Origin of the sequence: Ramlibacter aquaticus (genome assembly GCF_015159745.1) — a bacterium.
Lineage (GTDB): Bacteria > Pseudomonadota > Gammaproteobacteria > Burkholderiales > Burkholderiaceae_C > Ramlibacter > Ramlibacter aquaticus.
Window position 1 is genome coordinate 15,374 of record NZ_JADDOJ010000010.1, and the last position, 16,388, is coordinate 31,761.

Genomic DNA, 16,388 nt, shown 5'->3' on the forward strand with positions numbered 1-16,388 from the left:
TCAGGCCTTCAGGAATTCGGATTTTCCACCCAACCAGCGTTCCACGTGGCGGCGTGCCAGCGCGGGATGGCGATCGAGCATCAGCGGCGCCAGGGCGCGCGCCCACGCCAGCAGGTCGGCGTCGGCCTCCAGGTCGGCGAAGCGCAGCAAGGGCGCGCCCGACTGGCGCGCGCCCAGGAACTCGCCCGGGCCGCGGATCTCGAGGTCGCGGCGGGCGATCTCGAAGCCGTCGTTGGTTTCGGCCATGGCCTTGAGGCGGGCCTTGGCGGTCTCGCTCACGCGGCCGTTCTCGTTGGGCGAGAACACCAGCACGCAGGCCGAGGCCGCGGCGCCGCGTCCGACCCGGCCCCGCAGCTGGTGCAGCTGCGACAGCCCGAAGCGCTCCGCATGCTCGATCACCATCAGCGAGGCGTTGGGCACGTCCACGCCGACCTCGATCACGGTGGTGGACACCAGCACGCCCATCTGTCCGCCCGAGAACAGCGCCATCACCGCCTTCTTCTCGGCCGGTGGCATGCGCGAATGCAGCAGGCCGACCATCACGCCCGGCAGCGCCTCGCTCAGGTCCTGGTGGGTCTGGGTGGCATTCGACAGGTCCAGGGCCTCGCTCTCCTCGATCAGCGGGCAGACCCAGTACACCTGCCGCCCCTCGGCCAGCTGGCTGCGTATGCGTTCTATGAGCTGCTCGCGCCGGCTGTCGGCCACCAGCCGGGTGACGATGGGCGTGCGCCCGGGGGGCAGCTCGTCGATGGTGGAGACGTCCAGGTCGGCGTAATAGCTCATGGCCAGGGTGCGCGGGATGGGCGTGGCCGACATCATCAACAGGTGCGGCTCCTGCGCCGTGTCCTTCATCTTGGCCCGCAGTGCCAGGCGCTGCGCCACGCCGAAGCGGTGCTGCTCGTCGATCACGGCCAGCGCCAGGGCCTTGAACTGCACCTGGTCCTGGATGACGGCATGGGTGCCGACCACCAGGGCGGCCTCCCCGCTTTCGACCAGCGCCAGCATCTCGCCGCGCTCCTTCTTCTTCTGGCTGCCGGTGAGCCAGGCCACGCGGCGGCCCAGCGGCGCCAGCAGCGGCTCCAGCCAGCCGATCAGCTTGCGGAAGTGCTGCTCGGCGAGGATCTCGGTGGGCGCCATCAGCGCGCACTGCCAGCCGGCGTCGATCGCCACCGCCGCCGCCAGCGCGGCCACCACCGTCTTGCCCGAGCCCACGTCGCCCTGCAGCAGGCGGTGCATGGGCACCTCGCGCGCCAGGTCGCGGGCGATCTCCTCCACCACGCGGCGCTGGGCGCCGGTGAGCGCGAAGGGCAGCTGCGCCAGCAGCGTCTCCTGCAGGCCGCCGCGCCGGGTCGCCAGGGCCGGCGAGCGCAGGGCATCGCGCTCGCGCTTGCTTTCCAGCTGCGAGAGCTGCTGCGCGAGCAGCTCCTCGGCCTTGAGCCGCTGCCAGGCGGGGTGGCTGCGGTCCTCCAGCGCGGCCAGGGCGACGTCCGGCGTGGGGTGGTGCAAGAACGCCAGCGCCTCGCGCAGGCCCCAGACCTGCGGCTGCAGCGTCTCGCTCACCCCGGGCGGGAAGGTGTCGGACAGGTCGGCCCGCGCCAGCCCGGAGAGCACGGCCTTGCGCAGGTAGGCCTGCGGCAGCGTGGCCACGGTGGGGTAGACCGGCGTCAGCGCCGTGGGCAGCGCGGCGCCGGCAGGCTTGACCACCGGGTGCACCATCTGCCAGCCCAGGAAACCGCCGCGCAACTCGCCGCGGAAGCGGTGCCGCGTGCCCACGGCCAGCGCCTTCTGCTGCGAGGGGTAGAAGCTGAAGAAGCGCATCTGGCAGCTGCCGCTGCCGTCCTCCACCGTCACCACCAGCTGGCGGCGCGGCCGGTAGGCGATCTCGCAGGCGGTCACCTCCGCCTCGATCTGCACCGATTCGCCCTCGCGCGCGTCGGCCAGGCGCAGCACGCGCGTCTCGTCCTCCCAGCGCAGGGGCAGGTGGAGGGCCAGGTCGATGTCGCGCGTGAGGCCCAGCTTGTGCAAGGCTTTCTGGGGCGCGGACAGGGCCTGTTTCTCGGGCATGGGACAATTCTGCCTTCCCCACTTGGAACGGGTCCGTCCGGCCCTCAAGCCATGCGCGAATTCACGCTGGTCGATTTCGACTTCGCCCTCCCCCCCGAACTGATTGCACAGCACCCCGCCGCGGAGCGCAGCGCCTCGCGCCTGCTCGACGGCCGCGGCGAGACGCCGGTGGACCGCATCTTCCGCGAGCTGCCCGGCCTGCTGGCGCCTGGCGACCTGCTGGTCTTCAACGACACCCAGGTGGTCAAGGCCCGCCTCTTCGGCGAAAAGCCGACCGGCGGCAAGCTGGAACTGCTGGTCGAGCGCGTCATCGGCCCGCACGAGGTCGTGGCCCACATGAAGGTGAGCAAGAAGCCGCCTGTGGGCACCGTGCTGGCCATGGCCGGCGGCTTCACGGCCACCCTGCTGGGCCGCTGGCCGGATGAAGACGGCCCGCTGTTCCGCTTCGCGTTCTCCGGCGACCCCTACACGCTGATGGAGCAGCACGGCCACGTGCCACTGCCGCCCTACATCGAGCACGAGGACACGGCCGAGGACGCCAGCCGCTACCAGACCGTGTTCGCCAAGAACCCCGGCGCCGTGGCCGCGCCCACGGCAGCCCTGCACTTCGACGAGGGCGTGCTGGCCGCCCTGGCCGACCGGGGCGTGCAGCGCGCCAGCGTCACCCTGCACGTGGGTGCCGGCACCTTCCAGCCGGTGAAGGTGGACAACATCGCCGAGCACCGCATGCACAGCGAGTGGTACCAGGTGCCCGAGGCCACCCAGGCCGCCATCGCGGCCGCCCGCGCACGCGGCGGCCGCGTGGTGGCCGTGGGCACCACCACCGTGCGCACGCTGGAGTCCTGGGCCAAGACCGGCCTGGCCAGCGGCGACACCGACATCTTCATCACCCCCGGCTTCCGCTTCCAGGTGGTGGACCGCCTCATCACCAACTTCCACCTGCCCAAGTCGACGCTGATGATGCTGGTCAGTGCCTTCGCGGGCTACGGGCCCATCATGGCGCTGTACCGCCATGCGATCGCCCATCGCTACCGCTTCTTCAGCTACGGCGACTGCATGCTGCTCGCCCGCCGCGAGGAGGACTGACCCCATGCTGCAATTCGAACTGCTCAAGACCGAAGGCCTCGCGCGCCGCGGCCGCCTCACGCTCAACCACGGCGTGGTGCAGACCCCCATCTTCATGCCCGTGGGCACCTACGGCACCGTCAAGGGCGTGACGCCGCGCTCGCTGGAGGAGATGCAGGCCCAGATCATCCTGGGCAACACCTTCCACCTGTGGATGCGCCCGGGCCTGGACGTGATCCGCCAGTTCGGCGGCCTGCACCGCTTCGAGCGCTGGGACCGCCCCATCCTCACCGACTCCGGCGGCTTCCAGGTCTGGAGCCTGGGCGAGATGCGCAAGATCAGCGAGGAGGGCGTGCGCTTCGCCTCGCCGGTGAACGGCGACAAGCTGTTCCTCACGCCCGAGATCTCCATGCAGATCCAGACCGTGCTGGACAGCGACATCGTGATGCAGTTCGACGAGTGCACGCCGTACGAGGTCAAGGGCCACCTCACCACGGACGCCGAGGCGCGCGCCTCCATGGAACTCAGCCTGCGCTGGGCGCAGCGTTGTCGCGCCGAGTTCGCGCGGCTGGAAAACCGCAACGCCCTGTTCGGCATCGTGCAGGGCGGCATGTTCGAACACCTGCGCGAGGAATCGCTCGCGGCCCTGGTGGACATGGATTTCCCCGGCTATGCCATCGGCGGCGTGAGCGTGGGCGAGCCCAAGGAAGAGATGCTGCGCATCATGGCGCACACCCCGCACAGGCTGCCGGCGCACAAGCCGCGCTACCTGATGGGTGTGGGCACGCCAGAGGACCTGGTGGCGGGCGTGGCCGCGGGCGTGGACATGTTCGACTGCGTGATGCCCACGCGCAATGCGCGCAACGGCCACCTGTTCACCCGCTTTGGCGACCTCAAGCTGCGCAACGCGCGGCACCGCGCCGACGAGCGCCCGCTGGACGAGACCTGCAGCTGCTACGCCTGCCGCGGCACCACGGCGCCCGACGGCAGCGTGGCCGGCGGTTTCTCGCGCGCCTACCTGCACCACCTGGAGCGCTGCGGCGAGATGCTGGGCCCCATGCTCTGCACCATCCACAACCTGCACTACTACCTGAACCTGATGCGGGAGATCCGCGAGTCGCTGGAGGCCGGCCGCTTCGAGGCGTTCCGCGTGCAGTTCGCGAAGGACAGGGCCCGCGGCGTCTGAGGCGGCCGGGGGGTCAGGCGGGCGCCGGGTCGCCCGGTGGACGCCCCAGGGCGCCCGCCGCGCCGTCCGCAGGGCCGGCAGCGGGGCGGACCCGGCCTGCGGGCAAGGGCGCCTGCGCGGGCGGCGGCACCGCCCCGACCCCATGGGCCTGCGCGCCGCAGCGCATGCAGTAGCGCGCGAACGCGTTCTTGCGGCTGGCGCACTGCGTGCAGCGGTCGTGCAGGCCGATGCCGCAGTGCGGGCAGTAGTCCAGCCGCTCGTCGCGCATGTCCACCGGCCGCTCGCAGCCCGGGCACACGCCCTTGGCCAGGCGCGCCAGCGCCGTGTCGTAGGCCAGCGCTTCGCGCCGCTGCGAATCGGGCAGGGCCTCGGCCGCGCGCTGGCGTTCCAGCCAGGTGTTGAGCGCGCGCATCGCCCAGCGGCCCGCCACCACCGTGAGCAGCACGCCCACGCCGTTGCGCACATAGCCGCCATAGCTGGGCAGGTAGGGCACCAGCTCGACGAAGAAGGTGAACACCGAGAAGAGCACGAAGCCCCAGGCGAAGGGCCACCAGGACCCCTTGCGCCAGCGCCGGAAGACCCACACGCCCGCCAGCAGCAAGGGCAAGGTGAACGCAAGCCGGTACAGGAACACGGTCAGCTCGACGCGCCGCGCGTCGGACTGCTGCGCCTCGCGGGCCAGGCGCTCGGCCTCGCGCTGCTCACGCTCGGCCGCCTGCCGCGCCTGCTGCGCGTCCAGCAGCGCCTGCTCGCGCTGCTGGACCCGGGCCTGGGCCTCGCGCTCGGCCTGGCGAAGGCCGTCCAGGGCGCGCGTGCGGGCCACCAGCTCCGGGTCCTGGGTGGCGAGCTGGGTGGCCTGCCGCGTGGCCAGCCAGCGGTTCAGCGAATCGCTGGCGGCCTGCGTGTCGGCGTGGGCCACGCGCAGCTGGAGCCGGGCCTGCTCGGCGGCGGCCTGCGCCTGGTCGACGGCGGTGGCGTTGGCGCGGATGCGGTCGGCGAAGGCCTTGCTGCGCGCCGGGTCCATGTAGTGCGCCCAGTCGCGGCCGGGCTCGGCCTTGGGCAGGTCGCGCATCACGGCGCTGCCCAGGCCGGACAGGAAGCCCGCGAACACCAGGGCCACGACCCACAGGCCGCGCCGGTACCAGGCCTCGGACAGGCGAAGTGTCTTGTCCATCAGGAAGTCCCTCCCTCGGGTTGGAAATCGATGCCACGCGGCGGGCCCCCGTGCCTGCCGACGTGGACGCGTGGACGCCGGGTGCTGTGCATGCAAGCTCCGCGAGCCGGCACGGTCAGCGGGCGGCAGCGGATCCCATCAGGGCCAGCACACGCTCGCGAAGCCCCTGGGGGTCCACCTGCGCGGCCTCCAGCGGCGCGCCCACGTTCAGCCCGACGCGGTTGAACATGCCGCGGCGGAAGGGCCGCACCATGGCGCCGCCGCGCTCGATGCGGCTGAAGAAGGACCCCCACAGGTCCGTGAGCGCCATGGGGACCACGGGTGCGGGCTGCTTCTCGAGGATCTTCACGATGCCGCCCTTGAAGGCCTGCAGCGTGCCGTCGCGGGTGATCGCACCCTCGGGGAAGATGCCCAGCAGGTCGCCCTCGCGCAGCACGCCCGCAGCGGCTTCGATGGCGGCCTCGTAGGCGGCCGCGTCCTCGCTGCGCGGGGCGATCGGAATCGCCTTGGCCAGCCGGAACAGCGCGCCCAGCACCGGCACGCGGAAGATTCGGTGGTCCATCACGAAGCGGATCGGGCGCGGGCTGGCGGCCATCAGCAGCACCGCGTCGACGAAGCTCACGTGGTTGCAGGCCAGCACGGCCGCGCCGTGCACGGGGATGTGCGCGGCGCCGCGCACCCGGAAGCGGTAGACCAGGCGCGAGAGCACCCAGGCGATGAAGCGCAGCAGGTACTCGGGCACCAGCAGGAAGATGTAGCCGGCGACCACCGCGTTGGCCACCGCAATGCCCAGGAACACCTGAGGGATGGTCCAGCCGGCCTTGAGCAGCGCGCCCACGATCAGCGCGCTGGCGATCATGAAGAGCGCGTTCAGGATGTTGTTGGCCGCGATGATGCGGGCCCGGTGCGTGGGCTGGCTGCGCATCTGCACCAGGGCGTACATGGGCACGCTGTACAGCCCGGCGAAGAGGGAGAGCAGCGCCAGGTCGGCCACCACCCGCCAGTGCGCGGCCACGGCGAGGAACGCGCCCACGCCCAGGGCCGCCTGCGGGGCGGCGAGGCCGCGCGAGGCGAAGTACAGGTCGGCCGCGAACACGCTCATGCCGATCGCACCCAGCGGCACCAGGCCGATCTCCACATGGCGTCGCGAGAGCACCTCGCACAGCAGCGAGCCGGTGCCTATGCCGATGGAGAACACCACCAGCAGCAGCGAGGCCACGTGCTCGTCGCCGTGCAGCACCTCCTTGGCGAAGCTGGGGAACTGGCTGAGGAACACGGCGCCGAAGAACCACATCCAGCTGATGCCCAGCAGCGATCGGAACACCACCACGTTGCCGCGGGCGAGCTGCAGGTTGCGCCAGGTCTCGGCCACCGGGTTCCAGTGGATGCGCAGGCCCGGGTCGGTGGCGGGCAGCGAGGGGATGGCCTGCGCCACGGCGCGGCCGGCCAGCGCCATCGCCACGCAGGCGACGGCAACCAGGTCGCGGCCCACGCCCGGCAGCGCCACCAGCAGGCCGCCGGCCACGTTGCCCAGCAGGATCGCCACGAAGGTGCCCATCTCCACCATGCCGTTGCCGCCGGTGAGCTCGCGCTCGTCCAGCACCTGCGGCAGGTAGGCGTACTTCACCGGGCCGAACAGCGTGGAGTGCAGGCCCATGAGGAACACGCAGGTGAGCAGCACCGGCACGCTGGCGGCCCAGAAGCCGAAGGCCGCGAGCCCCATGATGCCGATCTCCAGGTTCTTGACCAGGCGGATCATGCTGCGCTTGTCGAACTTGTCCGTCAGCTGACCGCTGGTGGCCGAGAACAGCAGGAAGGGCAGGATGAACAGGGCGCCGATCACCAGGCCCGCCAGCGAGGGCGGCAGCCAGTCCACCTGCAGCTGGTAGGTGACCATGACGGTGAAGGCGAACTTGAACAGGTTGTCGTTCGCGGCGCCGGAGAACTGGGTCCAGAAGAAAGGCGCGAAGCGCCGCTGGCGCAGGAGGGCGAACTGGTTGGGATGCGGCGCCGGCGCGGCGGCTGCGGCGCTGGCGGGAACGGGCGCGGAGGCGAGTTCGGTGTCCATGGATGCATCATGCCCGGCCGCGCGCCCTGCGCAAGAGGCGGATGAACTTGCAGCACTTTTTCGGCCCTTCGGTATCATCAGGCGATACCATGGCTTCCAGCGCCGACCTGGTCCTGGCCCTGAAGAAGGAGCTCAAGGCCGCCCGCATCACCTACGCCGCGCTCGGCGACGCGCTGGGGCTGGCCGAATCCAGCGTCAAGCGCATGTTCGCGCGCGGCGAGATGCCGCTGTCGCGCGTGGACGCGATCTGCCGCGTGCTGCGGCTGGACTTCGCCGACCTGGCGCGCCAGGTGGCCGACGCCCAGCCCCTGCTGCGCGAGCTCAGCCTCGCGCAGGAGCAGGCCGTGGTGGCCGACCGCAAGCTGCTTCTGTGCGCCATCAGCGTGCTCAGCCAGTGGACGCTGGAACAGGTGGTGGCGACCTACCGCATCAGCAACGCCGAGGCCGTGCGCTGCTTCGTGCAGCTGGACCGGCTGGGCGTGATCGAGCTGCGGCCGCAGAACCGCTACCGCCTGCGCCTGGCGAAGACCTTCCGCTGGCGGCCCAACGGCCCGGTGATGGGCTACTTCCGCGAGCACGTGCTGCAGGACTACTTCGGCGGCGGCTTCGACGGCGAGGGCGAGGCGGTGATGCTGGTCCATGGCGCGATCGGCCGCGCGCTCGCGCCCGCCTTCGTGGACCGGCTGCAGCGGGTGGCGCAGGATTTCGCCCAGCAGCACCAGACCGACCAGCGGCTGGCCGACAAGGACCGCGAGGGCTACACCCTGGTGCTGGCGATGCGCAGCTGGGAGTTCGGCGCCTTCCAGGCGCTGCGCCGCTGAAGCCCGCCCGGGCGCCCGGCCCCGGCCGCGGGGCCGCGTTCAGCCGCGGAAGACCGTGAGCACGCCGGTGTACCCGTAGAGATGGTCGCGCGCGATCTCCCCGCCGGCGAAGAAGCCCGCCAGCGGCACGTCGCCGAGCACGCGGCGGATCAGCTGCAGCTCGGCGCTGGGGCCGCCGAAGTGCGGGCCGCCGCGGCCCGCGCAGCTCACGTACACCGCCCCCAGGATGCGCCGCTCCGGCGCCGGCAGGGCGTCGGCCGCCGGTGCGGCCAGGGCCGCGGCCACGGATTCGCTGACCTCCTCGGGCTCCAGCTCCTCGCGGATCTCGGCGCAGATGCGGATCAGGTCGGCCCGCGCGGCCTGCACGTTGCGCTGGCAGAACGCCATGCGCATGCCGGCCTCGGGCCGGTCGGCGATGGCCACCGCGCGGCGGTTCGGGTCCAGGCCGATGAGGTGGCGCACCAGCACGTCGGGGCCGAAGTTGCCGGTGCGGCCGATCGCGTCGCTGCCCGGGGGCGTCAGGCCCACCAGGGTCGCACGCAGGGTGCGCAAGGCGGGCTCGGGGTCGTCCAGGGTGATGCGCAGGTCTTCCAGCAGCACGTCCAGGGCCGGCCGGCCGTCGATCTTCAGGAGGACGTTGCCGTCCACCGCATCCACCGTGCGCTGCGGCGCGACCGGCTGGCAGCCCTGGGTGACGCGCGACACCAGGGCCACCTGCTCGCCGAAGGCCACGCCCGACAGGCCGCCGTGGAAGACGCCGCGAGCGCCGCCCTGGCCGCGCATGTTGCCGTTGCCGCTGACCGCGAACTGCACCGATTCGCCCCGGCTGGAGGCCAGGCCGCCGAACAGGTAGCCGGTGGTGGTGCGGCCGGCCATCTCGGTGACCAGGTCGGCCAGCTCGGGGGTCTGCGCGTCCGCGTGCACCAGCGCGGTGAAGGGCTCGAAGCCCATGCCCTCGCCGGTGCCCAGCGGCGCCACGCCCGAGAACACGCGGTACTGGTCGCTGGGCAGTTCGCAGAGCATGACGACCAGGCCGGGCTCGTCGAAGTACTCCACGCCCGAGGAGCACACGCCCACGCCCACGGTCCCCGCCCAGTCCGTCACCTCCGGCAGTTCGGCCGAGAGGTGATCCAGCAGGTCCTGCGCTTGCGCAGCGTAGTGGTCGGTGATGTAGACCAGGCCCAGGGTGGGCGCGCTGGCATAGCCGTGCAGGGCCATCTGCGCGCGCAGCTGCGCCAGCACCAGGTTGGCGGCCATGGGCCACTGCGGGTGCGTGGCGTGGCCGAAGGGAAAGAGCTTCATGGCCGCCCGGTCCGGGCCGCGGGCCGGCGGCGGGCCGGTGCCTTCGCCGCCTTGGCGGCCGCCCGTTTCTTGGGCGCTGGCGCCGCGCGGCCCGTTGCCGCCTTGGCCATGCCCGTGGCGGCCTTGACCGCTTCCCGGGCCATGCCGCCGGCGACGTTGCGCGCCGTGTCCAGCGCGGTCTGCGCGGCGGCGTCCTTCATCGCGTCGGTGGCGATCTGCTGGAACTGCTGCGTCAGCGCGCCCCACCATTGCAGCGGGTCCACCACGCCGGTGCCGCCCGCGCCTGCGGATGCTGCGGCTGCGTCCCGGTCGGCGGATTTTCTGCGCGAAGCCGGTCGCCGGGGCGCCGGCGCTTCCTCCGGCGCCGGGTCCGCGGCCTCTGGCGCGGGCGTGTCGTCCGCCGCCGGGCGCGCCGCGGCACCGGCCGCCATCTCGCCCGCCTTCTGCAGGGTCTCGGCCGTCTTCATGCGCAGGGCGTCCGCCACCTCGGCCATGTTGAAGTTCATGCCGCGCAGCGTGGCCAGGGTCATCTTCTGGACCTCCAGCGCCTGGATGGTGGCGCCCAGGGCCTTGGAGTTCTGGTCCAGCCAGAAGTGCACGGCCTTGAGCTCGCCGATGCGCTTGTCCAGCTCCTCGACGTTGAGCGTGGGGGCGACCCAGCTGGAGAGGTTGGGCACCTGGGGCAGGCCCTGGGTGGCGCCCTTGGCCAGGTTCTGCAGGAAATCGAATCCCGGCACGAATTTTCCGAAGCCGAAGTTGTGGTTCTCGCTCATGGCCGTGCCTCCGTCGTCAACGGCGCCAGCTTACCGCAAGGCCGCCCGGGCGGGCGGCGGTTCTTCAGTGCGGCTGCGTGGGCAGGCCCTGCGGCGCCATGACGGCGACCGGCAGCTGCAGCGCGACGGTGCGCTCCACGCCCTGGGCATCCTTGAGCACCAGGGTGACCGGCACCTGCGACCCGGCCGGCAGCGGGCGCTTCAGGTCCATCAGCATCAGGTGCAGACCGCCGGGCTTGAGCTCCAGCGGCTGGCCGGGCTGCAGCGCAATGGCACCGGCTGGGCGCATGCGCATGACGCCGCCTTCCATCTTCATCTCGTGCACCTCGGCCTCGCCCGCCACCGGCGTGCGAACCGCCAGCAGCTGCATGGGCTCGCGCGTGGTGATGCGCATGAAGGCGCCCGTGCCCTGCTGGCCGGCCACCGTGGCGCGCACCCAGCCGCCCTCGACCTGCGCGGCCGCGGCCTTCGCGTTGCTGGCGGCGGACGCGGCGGGTGCGGAGGTGCCCTGGGCCGACGCGGCCGTGGCGCCGGACGCCCACAGCACGGCGGCCAGGGCAGGAAGAGCGAGGCGGGACAGGGCGGAGCGGCGCGGGATGTGCATGGGCCGGATTATCCCCGGCGGCCCCGGCCCCTGTGCGTGCGGGGGCAGGCCTCAGTAGCGCGGCGGCCGCCGCTCGCGCAGCGAGGCGATGCCTTCGGCCACATCCGGGCCGGCAAAGCCCATGAACTCCAGCGCCAGCGAGGTGTCGAAGGCCGGCCCGGCCTGGCGCAGCCAGTTGTTGAGCGAGTACTTGGTCCAGCGGATCGCGCTTTGCGCACCGCTGGCCAGGCGGTCCGCGATCTCGTAGGCGCGCGGCAGCAGTTCCGCGTCCTCCACCGCGAGCGAGACCAGGCCGATGCGCTCGGCCTCGGCGCCGCTCACCGGCTCGCACAGCATGAGGTAGTACTTGGCCTTGGCCATGCCACACAGCAGCGGCCAGACAATGGCCGCGTGGTCGCCGGCGGCCACGCCCAGCCGGGTGTGGCCGTCCACGATGCGCGCGGTCTTCGCCGCCACCGAGATGTCCGCCAGCAGGCCGGCGACCAGCCCCGCGCCCACGGCGGGCCCGTGCAGCGCGCTGACGATGGGCTTGTCGCAATTGATGACGTTGTAGACCAGGTCGCGAGCCTCCTTCCAGACCCGCGAACGGACCTCGAAGTCCTGCGCCATGTCCTGCACCAGGGCGAGGTCGCCGCCGCCCGAGAAGCCCTGGCCTTCGCCGCGCAGCACGGCGCAGCGCACGCTGTCGTCGGCACTGACGTCGCGCCAGATCTCGGCCAGCTCGCGGTGCCCCTCGTGCCCGGCCGTGGGCAGCTTGCCGTTGGCCGCACGCATCTGGATGTCGAGCACGGTGTTGCCGGGACCCCGGCGCGTGATCGACAGCGTCTGGTAGCGGGAATAGTCCATGGTCTCCAGGTCCTCGGTTACGCTTGTGTGATGCGGAGCTTATTCCACCTCTCCTTCAACGTGACCGACCTGGACCAGGCACGCCGCTTCTATGCCGGCGTGCTGGGCTGCCGCGAGGGCCGCAGCGCCGCGACCTGGGTGGATTTCGACTTCGCCGGCCACCAGCTCTCGCTGCACCTGGGCGAGCCCTTCCGCACCCAGCCGACCGGCCAGGTCGATGGCAAGGCCGTGCCCATGCCGCACTTCGGCCTGGCGCTGGAAGCGCCGGCGTGGCACGCGATGGCGCAGCGCCTGCGCGAGGCCGGGACGTCTTTCATCCTCGAGCCTCACCTGCGCTACCCGGGGCTGCCCGGCGAGCAATGGACCATGTTCTTCTGCGACCCCTTCGGCAACCCCATCGAGGTCAAGGGCTTCCGTTCGCTGGACACCGTCTTCGACACCTGAGTCCGCGGCCCTGTAGGACGGCGCCTACAGGCCTTGGGGTCGGCCCCCGCTGTGCAGGCCGCCCCGGCCCTGCTAGGGTTGAATCGCATGAACCTGGCGGACATGCTGGCGCCCTCGTGCGCGCTCTTCCTCGACTTCGACGGCACCCTGGTGGATCTGGCACCCCAGCCCGAAGACGTTCTGGTGCCGGACGGCCTCGTCGATGCGCTGCAGGCACTGCATCGCGCCCTGGGCGGCGCCCTGGCGATGGTGTCCGGCCGCCCCATCGCCGAGATGGACGCCTTCCTGCACCCCCTGCGGCTGCCCGCGGCCGGGGTGCACGGCGCCCAGCGCCGCGGCGCCGACGGCGTGCTGCACCAGGCGGAGCCTCCCCCCCTGGACGAGGCCCTGGCGGCAGCCCATGCGCTGGCCGCGCGGGACGAGCGCCTGCGCGTCGAACTCAAGCCCGGCTCCATCGCCCTGCATTACCGCCAGGCGCCCGAGCGCGAAGCCGAGTGCGTGGCCGTGATGCAGGCGGCGGTGGCTCGCTCGCGCGGGCTGGCCTTGCTGCGCGGCAAGATGGTGGTCGAGGCCAAGCCCGGCGGTGCCACCAAGGGCCGGGCCATCGAGGCCTTCCTGCATGAGCCGCCCTTCGCCGGCCGCGTGCCGGTCTTCGTGGGCGACGACGTCACCGACGAGGCCGGCTTTTCCGCCGTGCAGCGCCTGCGCGGGCTGGGCGTGAAGGTGGGCGAAGGCGACACCGTGGCCTCGCGCCGCATCGCCTCGCCGGCCGACTTCCGCGCACAGCTGGCGCAGGCCGCCGCCGCGCTGGGCACGGGAGCCCCGGCATGAATGCCGCGGCGCCGGCGGCCAGCCCGTCCCTCAACCTCGGCCTGATCGGCAACTGCGCGTACAGCGCGCTGGTGGACGCGCGCGGCAGCATCGTCTGGTGCTGCCTGCCGCGCTTCGACGGCGACCCGGTGTTCAACGCCCTGCTGGACCCCGGCGAGGACGGCGGGGTGTGGTCCATCGAGCTGGAGGACTTCGCCCGCAGCGAGCAGGCCTACGAGCCCAACACCGCGGTGCTGCGCACGCGCCTGTACGACAGCCGCGGCCAGGGCATCGAGCTGACCGATTTCGCGCCGCGCTTCTGGAACCGGGGCCGCACCTTCCGCCCCCTGACGCTGGTGCGGCGGCTGCGCGTGCTGGCTGGCTCGCCGCGCATCCGGGTGCGCATGCGGCCGCGCTTCGACTGGGGGCGGGCGAAGCCGCAGATGACGCAGGGCTCGACCCACGTGCGCTACATCGGCCCGGCGCAGACGCTGCGCATGAACACCGACGCGCCCATCAACTACATGCTGGCGGAGACCTTCTTCGTCGCCGACCGGCCGCTGAACTTCATCCTCGGCCCGGACGAGACCCTGCAGGGCGGCATCGAGGACACGGCGCGCGGCTTCGAGCAGGAGACGGCCGCCTACTGGCGCCACTGGACGCGCGCGCTGGCCTTGCCGCTGGAGTGGCAGGACGCGGTGATCCGCTCGGCGATCACGCTCAAGCTCTCGCTCTACGAGGACACGGGGGCGATCGTCGCCGCCATGACCACCAGCATCCCCGAGGCGCCGGGCAGCCAGCGCAACTGGGACTACCGCTACTGCTGGCTGCGCGACGCCTTCTTCGTGGTGCGCGCGCTCAACAGCATCTCCGAAGTGGCGACCATGGAGGAGTACCTGCGCTGGCTCAACAACGTGGTGGTGCGATCGGCGGGCGGCCATATCCAGCCGCTCTACGGCATCGGCCAGGAGGAGCAGCTGCCCGAGCAGGTGCTGGACCACCTGCCGGGCTACCGCGGCATGGGCCCGGTGCGGGTGGGCAACCAGGCGCAGGAGCATTTCCAGCACGACGTGTACGGCAACGTGGTGCTGGCGGCGGCGCAGGCCTTCCACGACCACCGCCTGCTGCGCCGGCCCGGCAAGGCCGAGTTCGGCCACCTGGAGGCGGTGGGCGAGCAGGCCTTCCGCGTCTACGACACGCCCGACGCCGGCATGTGGGAGCTGCGCACACGCGCCCGCATCCACACCTCGTCCGCGCTCATGGGCTGGGTGGCCTGCGACCGCCTGGCCAAGGTGGCGGCCACGCTGCGCCTGCCCGACCGGGTGCAGTTCTGGCGCCAGCGGGCGGAGGTGATCCGCGAACGCATCCTGCGCGAGAGCTGGTGCGAAGCGCGGGGCGCCTTCGCCGAGAGCTTCGGCGGCCGCGACCTGGACGCCAGCGCGCTGCTGATGGCCGAGGTCGGCTTCCTGGAACCCTCCGACCCGCGCTTCATCGGCACGCTGCAGGCCCTGGAGACGCACCTGTGCGACGGCCCGTACATGCGCCGCTACGAGGCGGCGGACGACTTCGGCAAGCCCGAGACCTCCTTCAACATCTGCACCTTCTGGCGCATCGACGCGCTGGCGCGCATCGGCCGGCGCCAGGAGGCGCGCGAGATCTTCGAGGTGATGCTGAAGAACCGCAATCCGCTAGGCCTGCTGTCGGAGGACACGCACCCGGTGACGGGCGAGATGTGGGGCAACTTCCCGCAGACCTATTCCATGGTCGGCGTGATCAACGCCGCGGTGCGGCTGTCGGCGCCCTGGGACAGCGTGATATGAGCCGCCTGGTGGTGGTCTCCAACCGCGTCGCCGACCCGCGCAAGACGGCGGCGGGCGGCCTCGCCGTGGCGCTGGCCGAGGTGCTGAACAACACCGGCGGCCTGTGGTTCGGCTGGAGCGGGCGCATCGTGGAGGACGGCGGACAGCCCTCGCTGCACACCCAGCACGCGGGCCCGGTGACGCTGGTGACGGCCGACCTGGGCCAGTCCGACCACGCGGCCTATTACGTGGGCTATTCCAACGGCGTGCTGTGGCCGGTCTTCCACTACCGGCTGGACCTGGCCGACTTCGACGACGGCTACATCGCCGGCTACCGTCGCGTGAACCAGCAGTTCGCGCGCCAGCTCGCGCCGCTGCTGCGCGAGGACGACATCATCTGGGTCCACGACTACCACCTGATCCCGCTGGCGGCCGAGCTGCGCGCCCTGGGCTGCACGCAACGCATCGGCTTCTTCCTGCACATCCCGCTGCCGCCGCCGCTGATCCTGGCCGCGATCCCCGGCCACGACTGGCTGATCCGCGCCCTGTTCGCCTATGACGTGGTCGGCTTCCAGGCCGAGGCCGACCTGCTGCACTTCGACAACTACGTGGCGGCCGAGGCGCACGCCCAGCCGGTGGGCGAGCACCGCTGGCGCGCCTTCAACCGCACTGTGCAGGCGGGCGCCTACCCGATTGGCATCGACGTGGACGAGTTCCAGGGCCTGGCGCAGGCGCACGAGGGCCGCGAGATGTTCGAGCGCATGCGGCGCGAGTACTCGCGCCGCAAGCTGCTGGTGGGCGTGGACCGGCTGGACTACTCCAAGGGCCTGCCCCAGCGGCTGAAGGCCTTCCGCGCGCTGCTCACCCGCTACCCCGAGACGCACCGCAGCGCGACCCTGATCCAGATCGCCTCACCGAGCCGGGAAGACGTGAGCGCGTACACGGACATCCTGCACGAGCTGGAGAGCCTGTGCGGCTCCATCAACGGCAACTTCGGCGAGCTGGACTGGATGCCGGTGCGCTACATGCACCGCACCGTGGCGCGGCCGCGCCTGCCCGGGCTGTACCGCGCGAGCCGCGTCGCCCTGGTGACGCCACTGCGCGACGGCATGAACCTGGTGGCCAAGGAATTCATCGCCGCGCAGGACCCGGCCGATCCGGGCGTGCTCGTGCTCTCGCGCTTCGCCGGCGCGGCCGAGCAGTTGAAGGAAGCGCTGATGGTGAACCCCTACGACGTGGAGGGCACCGCCAACGCGATACACCTGGCGCTGCAGATGCCGGTGGAAGAGCGGCGCGTGCGGCACGAGTCGCTCATGGCCACCATCCGCCAGTACGACGTGCACTGGTGGTGCAACGCCTTCCTGGACACCCTGGCGCAGGCCGAATCGGCCGAGAGCGGCACGCCCTGGCTGCGGCTCTAGGGTCGGCCGTC

Annotated in this window: 14 protein-coding genes; 7 read left to right on the forward strand and 7 right to left on the reverse strand. The window is 71.9% G+C overall.

Features of this window, described 5'->3' with window-relative positions:
• Positions 1-2,064, reverse strand: a complete 2,064-nt coding sequence (gene recG, locus IM725_RS04020; RefSeq protein WP_193779287.1) for an ATP-dependent DNA helicase RecG — start codon at positions 2,062-2,064, stop codon at positions 1-3.
• A 51-nt stretch (positions 2,065-2,115) separates the two neighbouring features.
• Here recG and queA point away from each other — a divergent pair, with 51 nt between their 5' ends.
• Entirely contained in the window at positions 2,116-3,150 is a 1,035-nt protein-coding gene (gene queA / locus IM725_RS04025; RefSeq protein ID WP_193779288.1) for a tRNA preQ1(34) S-adenosylmethionine ribosyltransferase-isomerase QueA, read from the forward strand.
• A gap of 4 nt (positions 3,151-3,154) precedes the next feature.
• Positions 3,155-4,315, forward strand: a complete 1,161-nt coding sequence (gene tgt, locus IM725_RS04030) for a tRNA guanosine(34) transglycosylase Tgt (RefSeq protein ID WP_193779289.1) — start codon at positions 3,155-3,157, stop codon at positions 4,313-4,315.
• A gap of 13 nt (positions 4,316-4,328) precedes the next feature.
• Here the strand turns inward: tgt and IM725_RS04035 are convergent, their stop codons facing one another.
• Complete coding sequence (locus IM725_RS04035; protein ID WP_193779290.1) at positions 4,329-5,489, reverse strand: zinc ribbon domain-containing protein; 1,161 nt, start codon at positions 5,487-5,489, stop codon at positions 4,329-4,331.
• Between the two features lie 115 nt (positions 5,490-5,604).
• Positions 5,605-7,557, reverse strand: coding sequence for an MFS transporter (locus IM725_RS04040; protein ID WP_193779291.1), 1,953 nt, complete (start codon positions 7,555-7,557; stop codon positions 5,605-5,607).
• An 89-nt stretch (positions 7,558-7,646) separates the two neighbouring features.
• Here IM725_RS04040 and IM725_RS04045 point away from each other — a divergent pair, with 89 nt between their 5' ends.
• The gene (locus IM725_RS04045; protein WP_193779292.1) at positions 7,647-8,378 is read left to right on the forward strand and encodes a helix-turn-helix domain-containing protein; all 732 of its coding nucleotides are present in this window, start codon (positions 7,647-7,649) and stop codon (positions 8,376-8,378) included.
• A gap of 39 nt (positions 8,379-8,417) precedes the next feature.
• Here the strand turns inward: IM725_RS04045 and IM725_RS04050 are convergent, their stop codons facing one another.
• The 4 genes from IM725_RS04050 to IM725_RS04065 all read right to left on the reverse strand — a co-directional run bounded on the left by IM725_RS04050 (position 8,418) and on the right by IM725_RS04065 (position 11,903).
• A complete protein-coding gene (locus tag IM725_RS04050; RefSeq protein ID WP_193779293.1) occupies positions 8,418-9,680 on the reverse strand; it encodes an FIST signal transduction protein in 1,263 nt (420 codons plus the stop codon).
• Positions 9,677-10,453 carry a PhaM family polyhydroxyalkanoate granule multifunctional regulatory protein gene (locus tag IM725_RS04055; protein ID WP_193779294.1) on the reverse strand — a complete coding sequence of 259 codons (777 nt, stop codon included), beginning with the start codon at positions 10,451-10,453 and terminating at the stop codon, positions 9,677-9,679. The genes IM725_RS04050 and IM725_RS04055 overlap by 4 nt, the downstream gene beginning before the upstream one ends.
• Before the next feature lie 64 nt (positions 10,454-10,517).
• Positions 10,518-11,057, reverse strand: coding sequence for a copper chaperone PCu(A)C (locus IM725_RS04060; RefSeq protein WP_193779295.1), 540 nt, complete (start codon positions 11,055-11,057; stop codon positions 10,518-10,520).
• Between the two features lie 51 nt (positions 11,058-11,108).
• Positions 11,109-11,903 carry an enoyl-CoA hydratase/isomerase family protein gene (locus tag IM725_RS04065; RefSeq protein WP_193779296.1) on the reverse strand — a complete coding sequence of 265 codons (795 nt, stop codon included), beginning with the start codon at positions 11,901-11,903 and terminating at the stop codon, positions 11,109-11,111.
• 30 nt (positions 11,904-11,933) lie between these two features.
• Here IM725_RS04065 and IM725_RS04070 point away from each other — a divergent pair, with 30 nt between their 5' ends.
• The 4 genes from IM725_RS04070 to otsA all read left to right on the forward strand — a co-directional run bounded on the left by IM725_RS04070 (position 11,934) and on the right by otsA (position 16,377).
• Positions 11,934-12,347, forward strand: a complete 414-nt coding sequence (locus IM725_RS04070; protein ID WP_193779297.1) for a VOC family protein — start codon at positions 11,934-11,936, stop codon at positions 12,345-12,347.
• A gap of 87 nt (positions 12,348-12,434) precedes the next feature.
• Positions 12,435-13,178 carry a trehalose-phosphatase gene (gene otsB / locus IM725_RS04075; RefSeq protein WP_193779298.1) on the forward strand — a complete coding sequence of 248 codons (744 nt, stop codon included), beginning with the start codon at positions 12,435-12,437 and terminating at the stop codon, positions 13,176-13,178.
• Complete coding sequence (locus tag IM725_RS04080) at positions 13,175-14,977, forward strand: glycoside hydrolase family 15 protein (RefSeq protein WP_193779299.1); 1,803 nt, start codon at positions 13,175-13,177, stop codon at positions 14,975-14,977. Before otsB ends, IM725_RS04080 begins: the two co-directional genes overlap by 4 nt.
• On the forward strand, positions 14,974-16,377 hold the full coding sequence (gene otsA / locus IM725_RS04085; protein ID WP_193779300.1) for an alpha,alpha-trehalose-phosphate synthase (UDP-forming): 1,404 nt from the start codon (positions 14,974-14,976) through the stop codon (positions 16,375-16,377). Before IM725_RS04080 ends, otsA begins: the two co-directional genes overlap by 4 nt.
• Positions 16,378-16,388: the final 11 nt, after the last annotated feature.

Bases quoted from the DNA above. Each gene is read 5' to 3' on its own strand.
- recG (WP_193779287.1), bottom strand. From the start codon at position 2,064: ATGCCCGAGAAACAGGCCCTGTCCGCGCCCCAGAAAGCCTTGCACAAG.
- queA (WP_193779288.1), top strand. From the start codon at position 2,116: ATGCGCGAATTCACGCTGGTCGATTTCGACTTCGCCCTCCCCCCCGAA.
- tgt (WP_193779289.1), top strand. From the start codon at position 3,155: ATGCTGCAATTCGAACTGCTCAAGACCGAAGGCCTCGCGCGCCGCGGC.
- IM725_RS04035 (WP_193779290.1), bottom strand. From the start codon at position 5,489: ATGGACAAGACACTTCGCCTGTCCGAGGCCTGGTACCGGCGCGGCCTG.
- IM725_RS04040 (WP_193779291.1), bottom strand. From the start codon at position 7,557: ATGGACACCGAACTCGCCTCCGCGCCCGTTCCCGCCAGCGCCGCAGCC.
- IM725_RS04045 (WP_193779292.1), top strand. From the start codon at position 7,647: ATGGCTTCCAGCGCCGACCTGGTCCTGGCCCTGAAGAAGGAGCTCAAG.
- IM725_RS04050 (WP_193779293.1), bottom strand. From the start codon at position 9,680: ATGAAGCTCTTTCCCTTCGGCCACGCCACGCACCCGCAGTGGCCCATG.
- IM725_RS04055 (WP_193779294.1), bottom strand. From the start codon at position 10,453: ATGAGCGAGAACCACAACTTCGGCTTCGGAAAATTCGTGCCGGGATTC.
- IM725_RS04060 (WP_193779295.1), bottom strand. From the start codon at position 11,057: ATGCACATCCCGCGCCGCTCCGCCCTGTCCCGCCTCGCTCTTCCTGCC.
- IM725_RS04065 (WP_193779296.1), bottom strand. From the start codon at position 11,903: ATGGACTATTCCCGCTACCAGACGCTGTCGATCACGCGCCGGGGTCCC.
- IM725_RS04070 (WP_193779297.1), top strand. From the start codon at position 11,934: ATGCGGAGCTTATTCCACCTCTCCTTCAACGTGACCGACCTGGACCAG.
- otsB (WP_193779298.1), top strand. From the start codon at position 12,435: ATGAACCTGGCGGACATGCTGGCGCCCTCGTGCGCGCTCTTCCTCGAC.
- IM725_RS04080 (WP_193779299.1), top strand. From the start codon at position 13,175: ATGAATGCCGCGGCGCCGGCGGCCAGCCCGTCCCTCAACCTCGGCCTG.
- otsA (WP_193779300.1), top strand. From the start codon at position 14,974: ATGAGCCGCCTGGTGGTGGTCTCCAACCGCGTCGCCGACCCGCGCAAG.